The organism is Acholeplasma oculi (genome assembly GCF_900166985.1).
Taxonomy (GTDB): domain Bacteria; phylum Bacillota_I; class Bacilli_A; order Acholeplasmatales; family Acholeplasmataceae; genus Acholeplasma; species Acholeplasma oculi.
The window spans coordinates 66,293-79,624 of sequence record NZ_FUZK01000002.1; the positions used below are offsets into that span (position 1 = coordinate 66,293).

A 13,332-nucleotide genomic window follows, 5' to 3' on the forward strand; every position below is an offset into this window, starting at 1 on the left:
GAAATACTCCTTATAAAAACATAAACATAATGATGAGTGCAGGGATTAATGTAATAAGTGCAAATATAAATACAATCACATAGTAAAACTTAGGAATTGGATTTTCTTGTATGTTTTTCATGTAATGATAGTAATCTTCCTTAGGTCTTTTACCAACGACCATGAGTCCTAATGTTTTTAAGCCATGTAATAGGGGCGAGAAGATGTTTTCGTTATAAACAAACATAATCCAGCCTGTACCCAGTAAAATGGCAAATGTGAGCCATAATGCATCACCTATCGCCATTAATGAATAATCATCTTGCCAAAAGAGTCCAAATAGCGTGATTAATGTCGATAATAAGGTTAAAAATATTGTTGCTTTAACCACTTTAATCTGAAATTCACGTTTACGTCTTCTTTCTTTTTCTTCTTCTGTTAATTCATTTTTTGTAACAACATCTGAATCTTTGGATTCAAAAACCTCTTCTTCATTGTTGTTTACAAATTCAAATTTATTTTTTTTCATGTGTTTCCTCATTTTTTATCCCTGCATAATGTTGAATCAGTTCAGAAAGAACATAATAATATTTATTAGGGAATCTTGTTTTAGGTCTTAGATAATAGATTTCATTTGTTTTGGTAAAGTAACCAACATTCAAATGTATGAGATAGTTGTCTGCAGCTTTAAAATTGATAATACCATCTAAATCCATTTTAACATCCAAATCAAAGGATTCATACTTTTTAAACTGTAAGACCAATTGTTTTCTAACCTTTTTCTCATCTTTGTAATTCATGTATAAGTTTTGAATAATCTTATCTACTTCATCACTATAAAAATCAAACTTTGGGTGTTTTGCAAAAAGCAAAACAATTAAAACATGTCCAGATTTAACGATGTTTTTTAATTTTGGTATAAATTGATAATATAATATAAAGTCTTTATTTTGATAACCTTCATGATAACCATCCTCTTGAATTTTCTCTACAAAACTTTTAGAGAAAAATGAGACTGGTGCATGAATTGGTCCTAAATCGTCTTTGAGCATGGTGTAATATTCAAGCTGCATGACATAATAATTAAACTTTTGTTTCTTGATTAAAATATAGACTGATAATATCACTGCGAGTGGTAACTGGATTGTAAGTATGATGGAATCATCTATTTGAAATTGGAGTAATATGATGTAGATTAGTGCTAAAACAAATACCGATCCTATGATAAAAAAGAGAAAGTGATTTCTCTTCTTTAAATAGTACTGATATTGTTTTTGAATGTCTAAACTATTGGTTCCCATATCGCATACGCAGTCGTTCTTGTTGTTCTTGTGAATAAATCACCATTAACATACCAAGTACCTGTTCCATTAGATGAAGAATTCCAACCAAGGAAACGATATCCACCAGCATTTGCTAATACTGGGAAATCAATTTCTTGACCATATTTATAATATTGGTTAGCAGGTGCATTAGGTTTATCAACTGTACCAGGGAAGTTTACTGAGAATGTTACAACAACTTCAATTGGTCTCCAGTGAGCATATAAATATAACTCACCAAAACTATTTGCAGGAATCGTTTGATATCCTCTATCACCAGGTTTAGTGTTTAATAACTCTTCATCCCAATCATATAAATACCACGCGATAAATTGATAACCAGTTCTTGTTGGATTTGGTAATACAGATCGATCTCCTGGATTATATTCAGTAGGATAATTCGTATTAGGCATTGTACCGCCATTTGTATCATAAATAATAATAGAAACAATTGGAGCCCATTTTGCATAAAGTAAGATGGAAGCTTCTGGAACGACATTTACATCAAAATCCCAAGGGATTGTTCTTTGTAAATCTTGGAACCATCCAACAAATTCAAATCCTGTTCTTGTTGGATCTTCTGGTTCTTCAACCAAATCACCCGGTTCAAGATTTAAGTAGGGTTGAATCGTTGATCCACCTTCATTGGCATCTGTAAAAAAGACAATATTGACTGTATCGTCAGAGTATTTCGCATCTGAACACCCTACAATGACAAGTCCTAGGGTCAATACCATGATGAGTAAAAATATTTTTTTCATAGTTTTTCCTCCTATGCCTTTATCTCATTTTGAGATGTTTTTTTCTTACCATAATTTGCTTTCATTTCATTAAATTCTTTGTCATTTGCATAAACCATATGACCTTTAGAAATTTCTCTTAAGGAAGGTTTATCTAAACGGTAATCATGTTGACTTGGATTATAGTGAATTCTCTTACGACCTTTTTCAGAATCTGGATCCGGTTGAGGGATTGCAGATAATAATGAGATTGTATATGGATGTTGAGGATTATTGAATAATTCTTCAGAGGAAGCAAGTTCAACAATCTTACCATAGTACATAACAGCAATTCGATCACAGAAGAAACGAACAACTGATAAATCATGGGCAATAAATAGAATAGTTAATCCTAATTTTTCTTTTAAGTTTGTGAGTAAGTTAATAACCTGTGCACGAATCGATACGTCTAAAGCAGAAATAGGTTCATCTGCAATAATAAAGTTTGGATTCATAATGAGTGCACGTGCGATACCGATTCTTTGACGTTGTCCACCACTGAATTCATGTGGGTAACGAGTTGCATATTCAGGACTTAAACCTACGATTTCTAGAACTTCAGCAACCATTTTACTAATTGTTTCAGAATCATAGCCACCTTGAATGACTAATCCTTCACCAATAATTTCCTTAACCGTCATACGAGGGTTTAATGAAGAAATTGGATCTTGGAAAATCATTTGCATTTTTTGAGATGCCTTTAATGTATCTTGTGCTTCATTGACAGTCTTAATATCTCTAATGATTTGCTTTTGTTCTCTAACATCTTGTTTAGCTTTTAATCTGATTTCTTGAGCTTTAGCTCTTTGATCTGCATTAAATGCAACAGATTTAGGTAAACGATCAACATTTGCCTTAAGTTCAGCCTTAACATCAGCAATTTTAGATTTAATAGTCTCTAATTTAGCCTTAAAGTCATTAGTCACTTTTAATACATTTTCTTTAACTAATTCTGTGTTTGGTAAGCTGATCTTTGATTTTTCTGAATTAAACTTTTCTTTTCTTTCTTGAATAGCTTTATTTAATTCTGCTTTCATCTTCTTAAGTTCTGCTTTTGCTTCAGCCTTTGGAAGAATATTTGGTGTTTCAGCTTCTATTAAAGGACGATATTTATTTTCTAAGTCTCTAGTTTGAAATTCAAAATCTGCTTTTAAATCTTTAATTCTTGCATCAATTGTTTCCTTAGTTAAAGCAGCTGAGTCATTTAACCCATCTAATTTATTGAGGTAAGTCTTTTTAGCAATCATTAATTCATTGTTAAGCTCAATTACATATTTATTATCTGCTTTAGATTTTACTTCTAATGCTTTTAAACTATGATTAAACTTAAGATTACTGATATCAATTTGGTACTGATTACGTACTAAATATGTTGCATCTTTATAATCTTCAATCGGTTTTCTAGCAACTTTTAAATCATCAGCATAAACTTTTTTTAACTTCTTAATATCTTCATGTAAGAATTCAATTTTTTGATCTGCTTCTTTTTTAAGTTGGATAGCTTTAAATTTGTTTTCATCGAGTGATAAGATATCTTCTTTAGCTTGTTGTTTAATACGTTTAATTTCAGCTAAGTGATTATGATACCCTGCACCAATACGAACACCATTTAAATCAACAGTTCCTTCAGTTGCATTATATAATTTGATAATCGTTCTACCTGTTGTAGTTTTACCACAACCAGATTCACCGACTAAACCAAAAACTTCTCTCTTATAGACATCAAAAGAAACATCATCTACAGCAGGAACTGTAATTTTACCTTTGCCGGATCCAATAAAGAAATGCTTTTTAAGATTTTTAACTTCAAGTACCTTTTCATTATAGTCAACTTTTTTTAACTCAGATTGAGGTACATTGTTTTCTTTTAAATTATCTGTCATTTTTCAATTTACCTCTCTTCTCTCTTAAAGTAATTACAGCTTTAGGTAATTCAACTTTAGGAGCATCTGGATGCAATAACCAAGTTGCTGCATAATGTGTGTCAGTCACTTTAAAGAATGGTGGTTGTTCTTCAAAATCAATTTCAAGTGCATATTTATTTCTAGGTGCAAACGCATCACCTACTGGTGGGTAAATCATGTTTGGAGGTGTACCTGAAATTGCATCTAAATGTTTGGATGTAGCAAGGTTTGGCATGGATGATAGTAATGCCCATGTATATGGGTGCTTTGGATCATAGAAAACTTCATCAGCTTTACCTACTTCAACAATTTTACCTGCATACATAACAGCAATTCTATTTGCAACGTTAGCAACAACACCTAGGTCATGGGTAATAAAGATAACAGATAAGTTTCTTTCTACCTTTAACTTTTCGATTAATTCAAGAATTTGTCCTTGAATTGTAACGTCAAGTGCAGTTGTTGGTTCATCACATATTAAGATTTCAGCATTGTTTGCAAGTGCGATGGAAATAACAATACGTTGTCTCATACCACCAGAAAACTGGAATGGATATTGATTATAACGTTTTTCAGCATTTGGTATACCAACTTGTTGCATCAATTCAATCGCTTTTTTCTTAGCCATTTCTTGAGGCATACCCATTTTAAATACTAATGCTTCTGTAATTTGTTTACCTACTTTAACGATAGGGTTTAATGAACTCATAGGATCTTGGAAAATCATTGAGATCTTAGATCCACGAATTTCATGGAATAATTCCTCAGGTAATTGCATAAGGTCACGTCCATTATAGTTAATAGAACCACCTTCATAAATGGAGTTACCTGCTAGTAAACCCATAATTGCACGTGATGTAACGGATTTACCGCTACCTGATTCACCAACGATTGCTAATGTTTCTCCTTTGTATAAATCAAAAGATACACCACGAATCGCTTTTAAGATACCATATTGAGTTTTAAATGAAATAGCTAAGTCTTTGACTTCTAATATTTTTTCAGCCATTATTCCACCCCTCTCAATGATGGATTGAATGCATCTCTTAACCCATTACCAAATAGGTTGAATGCAATCATCAGTATTGCGATATATGTTGCTGGAAATAGGAGTAAGTGTGGATGGTTTTGCATCACAGCTTGTCCTCTTTGAATTAACATACCAACAGATGTGGATGTTTGATAATTAATAATACCTAAGAATGAGAAACTTGCTTCTGTAAATACGAAGGATGGGATTGCTAGTGCATAACCTGTAACAATTAATCCTAATGTATTTGGGAAAATGTGCTTGAACATGATACGGCCATCACTTGCACCTAATGTTCTAGCTGCTAATACATATTCTCTGTTTTTAAATCTATAGAATTGTAAACGACCTGTACCATAAGAACCAATCCATCCTGTTGCTGTAAATGCAATAATAATGACCCATTCAGCAGAACCAAATCGTAGGACTAGTAATGTTAATACTGCAAGGAATGGAACCGATGAAACAATTTCTACGAATCTATCAAATAATAAGTCTAAGACGCCACCATAGTAACCAACGATTGAACCAATCGTTAAACCAATAACAGCATTAATTAAGGTTACCCAAAATGCCATGGTTAAGGATACTGCTGCACCCTTCCATATTTCAGTAAATAAATCTTTACCTTCTCCTGTTGTTCCAAACCAGAAATATGTATCTTCTGGTAATTGATCCAGTGATACTTTGAACTGATCTAATCGAACTTCATATTGATAATAGAATGTACCAGGCGCATCTGGGTTTTGTTGTTGAACAATACGTCTTACATCAATAATATAGTTTTTAGCCATATATTCATCGAATTGTTCTTGTCTTAACGTACGAATAACTGGTGCTAATGGATTTAAATTAGAATTACCATTATTTACTTCATCAAGTATACTGTAATAATCTTCAGGCATATAAGATGCACGGTAATTAACATATTTATAATAGTCTACTTTAACTGTAAATGAACGGATTCCCACAAAATCCGGATGATTTGGATCATCAAGGAGTTCTTGTGGTAAACCTTCTAAGATAATACCATGACCAAATTCATTTTCAGGATCTGCCATGTGAAGTAGATATCTTCTACCTACTGTAATAGTTTTTGTTCCATCGAAAACACCAAAATCTTCTAAGAAAGGAATTCTAGGTGTTAAGTTTGCTAAACGAGCAGCATTAACTGTTGATCTTTCAAATAAATTGTAATTTTTTAAGTGAGGACCAACTATAACAAATAGTAAGATGAAACAAATAATAATAAATGCAACAAAAGAAGCTTTGTTTTTCTTAAATCTATTCCATGAGTCTTGATAGTATCCGATTTCTTTAGTTTCTAATGGAATATCATTGATTGTATCGGATTGTTTATGTACCAAAACAAGTTTGGATTTATCTATATTATTCATCATGATAATTTCCCACTTCCTACACGAACTCTTGGATCAAATAATGTATATGAAACGTCTCCAACAATACCACTTAGTAATGTTAAGAACTGTCCAAATGTCGTGATTAACATCAACATAGGATAATCTGGTGGAACACTATTGAATGCATCTAAGTAAATTCTACCAGTTCCATCGACTCTAAATAAACTTTCTGTAATAATACCACCATTCATGACACCAATGATTCCAATAAAGAATCCTGGTAAAAATGGTACCAATGCGTTTTTAAGTGCATGGCGATACGTTGCTTGACGTTTTGTTAAACCCTTAGATCTTGCTAGTAACATATAATCTTGTGTTAATTGTTCTGTTAATTCTGCACGAACACTTCTTGCTGTTCCAGGTATTGCAGTAATTGTTAATAGAATTACAGGCATAATAAATGTTGATATACCATACCAGAATCCTAGTGAACCAAATTCAGTTGCAGTTGCAACTTTATAGTCTGGAACGATTCTCCATTGGAAATAAAAGAAATACTGAGCAATAACAACAACTACGAAATAAGGTACAGAAATAAATACCATAATACCTACTGAAATGATATGGTCAATCCATTTATTTTTGTAAAGTGCAGCAAATACACCAAGTGCAATTGCAAGTGGAATGGATACAACATAAGGAATAATGTTAATTTGAATGGATGCAGGAATCTTAGAGAAATAATAACTACCAACGTCTCTTCTTAACGTTTGAGAATAACCAAAACTACCGTCTTGTACAATATTTCTAATCCAATAGAAAAATTGAACGATGATTGGTTTATCCCATCCTTCCTTTATAACCATTTGTTGGTACCAAATATCATCTCCACCAATAGGCGCTACATGGTTATCTGGCATTAATTTAATAAAAACGAAGAATATAAAAACCGTTATGATAAAAGTTAAAACCATAAGGCCCATTCTTTTTAATAGGTATTTAAGCATTTTATTGTCTCCCTTGTGTTAAAAATTAGATGTTTTTATGCTATATACATTTAATGTATATGATATTATACACTAATTTGTTTTTTTTAAGCAATTTTTTTTATAAAAAATAAGTATGCATGGATCATCACTTAATTTAATTTTTGCATATTCATTTTTTGTAAAAAAACACACAAAACGATTATATAGCATAGATACACCTGAGACATGTGAACATCTCAGGTGTATTATGTTATATGTTTTTAGCTAATTAAGTTAGATTCAATTAAGCTTGTGCTTCAAATGCAGCTTTGTAAGTGTTATATATACCATTTTCAAAATCAGCATCAGTATTTAGATAACGGTATCTGTTAGAACCCCATCCAAATGCTAATGAGTATTGTGGCCATGTAACTACTACGTTTGATTTATAAACGACAGCGTCAGCACGTGTAACTGTAGGAATCATAGATACGTGTTCTAAGAAAATATCTTCGAATGCAGCTAACATATTCCAAATATCTTGAGTAGCACCTACAAATGGTTCAGCAGCTGTTGCATCCCATGGAGTATTACCCACGTTGAAGAATGCTAACCAACCGTTTGTACCTTTATAGATACCAGCTTCTTTATCTTCTGTTTCTTCTAACTTCTCAAGTAATAATAGATATTCAGGTAAGACATCTTCATCATCTTTAATTTCTAATAAGTAGTTATAAGTATTTGTTAAGTCAACAGTAATTTCAGAAGTATAGTATTCAGCCATGTTTCCTTCGACCCAATCATCTTCATATAATGGTTGTGATAAGTCATACGGTTGAGATAAACCAAGGTTTGCTCCACCTAAGTCAGCACCAATAAATGCGATGAATGGATATTGCCATTGTGAACCTACGGATGATCCGAAACCAACGTTTAATAACGCGATATCAAATTCCCAGTCTCTTTGAGCAGCTGAAGTTGTTGCTTGGTTACCCCATTGAATTTGAATGTCAAATTTAGCCGGAGCTAGAGGGTTGAACCCAGCACCATTGAATAGTAATTCATAACTAGATTCTAAATAGTTTGCAAGAGCAACGTTTAATTCTGTAGAATTAGATGCAACATATTTAAGAACAACTGGACCTGTGTTACCAGCAGTTAACCAGTCAGCATATGCTGCATCAAATAATTGAACAGCACGTTCTGGAATATAACCGTTTGTAGATGGGTCAATGTTGTGTTTTTCTAATACAGCTAAATGTTGAGGTGATTCACCAAATAATAATGGATCTTGTAAGTAAGCTTTAGCATCAGATGGAATAGGTAATAGTGATGGCACGTTTGGTGCGTAAACACTTGATGCATAGTAGTTTCTGTCAAATCCAAATAACATAGCTTGACGGAATCTCTTATCAAACATAATTTCAGGTTGTTCGTGTCCGTTTTCAACTTTTCTAGAACCAGCAAGGTTCATAGTAATATATTGAGGGTATCCACTCCAACTTCTGAATAAGTTGTCAGCTTCAGCATAAGCAGCATAGTTAGAGTTTGATAAACCTAATACGCTTAATACGCCTTGTTCAAATAATTGAGTTTGAGTTGCAATGTCTTCAACGATTTGTACAACTTGTGATTTATAGTTAATTGTTTCTTTAGCTACATAATCATAGTTCTTGTTGAATACTAACATTTGGTTTTCATCCCAGCTCTTAATTACATAAGAACCATATGATACATAAGGAGAATCTGGAGTACCATAAGTTGAGTTAATACCATTTGTTAATGATGCAGCATAAGCAGTTGGGTGAACTAATCTGAAGTTATTTCCATAACCAACAGCAGCTGATTGTGATACTGGTTTCCAGAATGTTAATTTAAATGAGTATGTTCCAAGTTTTTCAAAACCAACAGAAGACCATGCTACAGTTGTTTCGTTAACAACTTGTTTACGGTATTCAGCAGCATTAACGATTGGAGCACCATTAGTTTCTGAACCATCTTGGTAGAAGATTGTAGAACGGTAGTTATTTTGTTGAGGATCTAAGTATTGTTTTAAAGTATACTCATAAGTATCCGCAGTAATTGCTAATCCGTCTTCAAACTTCATATCTTGTCTAATGTTATAAGTCCATGAAGTTGAGTTGATTGTTGGAGCATTTAATCTGTCATAACCACCATCTGGAGTTAAGTGTTCATTTCCATCAGCATCAATTGGGAAATTTGTTGCTCCCACTTTAATTTGACGGTAATCAAACGCTTCAATAGAGAATTCTCTATCTACAACTTTTGTAAAGTCACCAATATAATCAGCAGCGCCATCAGCGATTGCTTTAGCCCAGTCCACTTCAGTTGTATAAAGCGAAGTTGATAACATATCGATGAATGCATCTTCATGTGACCATTGGTATGTTAATGGGTTTAAGATCAGTGATGTACCTTCTGTTACTGATGTTGTATATGTTTCAGCATCTGCGTAGTTAACCGCTTTAGAATTTAGTGGTTCCCAGTATGCAAACAATGTTAGACCAGCAGTTACTTCTAATGGGAATGATACTGCTTGTGGTTCTAACCAAGTTAAACCAGCTTTACCTCTGAACCAACCACCGAATCTGTATCCTTCTCTTGTTGGAGGAGTCGGAGCAGATACGCTACCACCTTCAGATGGTAAGTATTGTGTTGGTACTGAAGCACTAGTTTTCGTATTAAATCTTACAACTACTTGAGTTGTCCATCCCGCATATAATGTCATATCAGCAGTTACTGGAGTGTCGAATGTAAATTCTTCACCAGTTGCAGCAGCAGTTGTATACCACCCTGTGAATGTATATGCAGTTGTAGCATCGCCCTCTTTAGTTGGATCTTCAGGCTCTACTAATGTGGATCCGCTATCAACCGTTTGAGGGTCAACAGGGCTTCCGCCTTGTGAATCAAAGGTTACAGTAACTTTAGGTGCCGCACATGCTGCTAGCAATCCTAATAATGCTACTAAACCTAATGCAAATAATTTTTTAAGCATATTTCTTTCCTCTCTCTTAAATAATTGTTTGTAATTATATCATGCTTTTTAAAAATATTGCAACACTTTAGTTTCATTTGAAAACGTTTTCTAGCAAAAAAAATGATTTTAACCCTTAAAATTCAATAAAAAGGACAAAAATCGTGTTTTTTGCACAAAAAAAAGAAGCAAAGTTTTTTAAACTTCAACTTCTTTCTATAAAATTATGCGTAAACGGACTCTAAAATACCTAAAAGTGTTTCGTTGTCATAAATATTTTCCATCGATACTGGATGTGTTGGATTAATTCCAAACTCATTTGAAGTATAAACGTATGGATCTTCTTCTGTACCACTACCTGTACGATATGCATTTATATTATTAGATGACATCGTAAATGCAGTACCATTTGGAAGTAGAATTGGTGTAATTGATGATGCACCACCACCAGATTGAATACCAATGATTGGACCTAAATTATTATCTTGGAAAATAGTTGCTAAACTATTTGCTGCAGAAAATGATGTTGGTGTAATTAATAATCCCCAATTTAAATGATCATACGTAGGTACACCATCAATATATACAAACGATGTAGATTCGGATTTAGTTGCACCATTCATACTAGATACTGCAAAACTATCACTTGTAATAAAACCAACTACACGGTATAAAGCACCTACATTACCACCTGTATTCCAAGTGATATCTAAAATAATGTTTTCAAGTAATGGAGATTCTTTTAGAATTCTATCCATTTGGAATTCCATATAGACTGCACTATCGGATTCAATTAAGTCAAATACTGTCGCAACAAACACTGGTTTTTCATCCGTAGTTGGTTTAACTGCATAAGATAATACTAGTGCATCATAATCTGAACTAAACTTCACTTGAGCATAATATGTATTAGCCCCATCAACAAGTTCATAAATTAATCCGACTTTTGCAAATCCTAATCCCACTAAAGCTTGCTCATAATTTGTAGCATCTGTAAGTGTAAGACCTTTAATTAATACCTCTAATTTGTTTTCTTTAGTTGTTGATTCATTATAATAGAAATATTTTGTTCCTTGATTTGGTACTGGGAATTTAGAACCATCTGCTTTTAAGACAGCATCTACTTGTTCTTGACTCCATGCAACATCTTCTGTAATATCACTTGTTGAAAAACTATCCAGTGATAAAACAACACTCTTCTTGGCTTCATCTAAGAACCAGAATAGTTGTCTATTTGGGTGGTTGGATGCAAATCCACTTTGTTGAATATCCCATTTAGCTTTGATTGCAGCATCTGTTGCGATTAAACCTGCATTATACCAATTTCTAAATCTTGGACCATACATGGATAAACTACTTAAGGATGGGCCATGATATGCAGGATCATTAAAGTATCCTGGATATCCGTAAGATGTATGTGGTTCATCGATTCCTTTAACTAAGAAGTCAGCAATGGCTGCATCCATTCTACTTGGACTCTTTGTAACGATGGAACTGGATATTTCAAGTAACTGATCATAATAAGTTTCAACTTCCATAATATCTTGTAATCCGTAAAAGTTATCCATAGAAAATGCTAGGAAATTAAATGTATGAATTGCTAAATCCGCAGGTATAGAACCTTTATTCACTGATGCATTTCTAATTGTTTCATATGCATCTTCACCTTCACTTGGAAGTGCATAAATTCCATATAAACCATCATAATTATAATAAACATTATAATAACTAGAACCAGCAAATAATTGGTTCGCTATATAATAAGGTACAACAACATCACCTTCATACATGACAACATCCATATTATATTGTTTTAAATCATAAACAACATCAATACCCGGTGTGTAACTTGAGAGTGGGTTTTCTCTATCATATTCAATATGTCTTCCAAAATTAGTTGCTGTAGAATATACATATGCCCAGTAAAACCCAGGATCTGGTGCAGTAAATGTATCTTCAACACTATCAATTGTTAAATTAAGGTCATAGGTATGATCTTCTTCTTCATCGTAATAATCATATTGAATATAAATTGATGTTTCTCTTGTATCATAAGTAATCTCATAAGCAGGATCAATAAATCCTTCTAATAAATCAAAGAAGTCTACAACACGGATATAAGGAACAGATCCACCTTCTTCAAATAATAACTCAACTTCAGCATCAGCAACATCATACTCTTCTGTTAAATTCTCAAAAGGTACGACACGCTTATCTTTTAATACAACTTCATCTGTATAGTAAAGATCGACATCAAATGTTGTATTCACATTCACACCTTCTAATCTAAAGCGTGCATTAATGACAACATCATCAACCATTTCATCCCCTGGAAGTAATGGTAAAATAATTCCACTTGTTGTTACATATGGATTATTAGATGTCCATGTAATAATCGAATTATGTACAGGTCCTCTTGCAACTGTATTCAATTCTCTTTGATTTAAATAAAGGTTTGCTAGTACGGCATCAATATCCTCTTGAATCTTTTCTTCTACAGTAGGAACAACCACAGGGTCAGCTTCCTCTTCCCATAATGCATTTAATGTAATATTTGCAGTAATAGCTGTGTCAAAATCAAACGCTTCACTTTCATCCGTTAAATACCAATATAGGAATAAAAAACCATCTTTAGTTGGTTCATCTGGTAAATTTGCTAAACTACCTTCTTTAACACTTTGGCTTGTAACTTCTGATCCGCCTTGTGAATTAAAAGTAACTGTATAATAAGTATCTTCTACAATGGGTTCTTCAGTGGGTGGTTCGACGCATGCCACTAAAAAAAGAACCATTGTTAGAAAAAATATAGATAATATCTTCTTCATTCGCTTTCTCCTTGTAAAAATTATTCTTATCATATCACAATCTATATCGATAGTTCAATGAATATATCTCTAAAATATAAAATATTCAGTTATTGAATTGACAAAACAACGTTTGCTCGCTAAAATGAAGGTATAACATTGTTCGTGTATCGGGAGGATAAATTAACAT

General features: G+C 33.0%; 9 protein-coding genes. All 9 read right to left on the reverse strand.

The features are described from left to right. Positions 1–10 precede the first annotated feature (10 nt). The 9 genes from B5X49_RS04445 to B5X49_RS04485 all read right to left on the reverse strand — a co-directional run bounded on the left by B5X49_RS04445 (position 11) and on the right by B5X49_RS04485 (position 13,163). A complete protein-coding gene (locus tag B5X49_RS04445) occupies positions 11–508 on the reverse strand; it encodes a hypothetical protein (RefSeq protein ID WP_045748907.1) in 498 nt (165 codons plus the stop codon). Beyond that, a complete protein-coding gene (locus tag B5X49_RS04450; RefSeq protein ID WP_079560693.1) occupies positions 495–1,280 on the reverse strand; it encodes a hypothetical protein in 786 nt (261 codons plus the stop codon). The genes B5X49_RS04445 and B5X49_RS04450 overlap by 14 nt, the downstream gene beginning before the upstream one ends. Beyond that, complete coding sequence (locus B5X49_RS04455; protein WP_045748905.1) at positions 1,262–2,062, reverse strand: InlB B-repeat-containing protein; 801 nt, start codon at positions 2,060–2,062, stop codon at positions 1,262–1,264. The genes B5X49_RS04450 and B5X49_RS04455 overlap by 19 nt, the downstream gene beginning before the upstream one ends. An 11-nt stretch (positions 2,063–2,073) precedes the next feature. After that, a complete protein-coding gene (locus B5X49_RS07780) occupies positions 2,074–3,963 on the reverse strand; it encodes an ATP-binding cassette domain-containing protein (protein WP_052669895.1) in 1,890 nt (629 codons plus the stop codon). Next, the gene (locus tag B5X49_RS04465) at positions 3,953–4,993 is read right to left on the reverse strand and encodes an ABC transporter ATP-binding protein (RefSeq protein WP_045748904.1); all 1,041 of its coding nucleotides are present in this window, start codon (positions 4,991–4,993) and stop codon (positions 3,953–3,955) included. The genes B5X49_RS07780 and B5X49_RS04465 overlap by 11 nt, the downstream gene beginning before the upstream one ends. Beyond that, positions 4,993–6,414 carry an ABC transporter permease gene (locus B5X49_RS04470; RefSeq protein ID WP_052669894.1) on the reverse strand — a complete coding sequence of 474 codons (1,422 nt, stop codon included), beginning with the start codon at positions 6,412–6,414 and terminating at the stop codon, positions 4,993–4,995. The genes B5X49_RS04465 and B5X49_RS04470 overlap by 1 nt, the downstream gene beginning before the upstream one ends. Further along, positions 6,411–7,382 (reverse strand): ABC transporter permease, encoded by a 972-nt coding sequence (locus tag B5X49_RS04475; protein ID WP_045748903.1) that lies wholly within the window; start codon positions 7,380–7,382, stop codon positions 6,411–6,413. Before B5X49_RS04475 ends, B5X49_RS04470 begins: the two co-directional genes overlap by 4 nt. Before the next feature lie 265 nt (positions 7,383–7,647). Further along, the gene (locus B5X49_RS04480) at positions 7,648–10,359 is read right to left on the reverse strand and encodes an ABC transporter substrate-binding protein (RefSeq protein ID WP_045748902.1); all 2,712 of its coding nucleotides are present in this window, start codon (positions 10,357–10,359) and stop codon (positions 7,648–7,650) included. 203 nt (positions 10,360–10,562) lie between these two features. Further along, positions 10,563–13,163: an InlB B-repeat-containing protein gene (locus B5X49_RS04485; RefSeq protein WP_045748901.1), complete on the reverse strand. Its 2,601-nt coding sequence runs from the start codon at positions 13,161–13,163 to the stop codon at positions 10,563–10,565. Between the last annotated feature and the right edge of the window lie 169 nt (positions 13,164–13,332).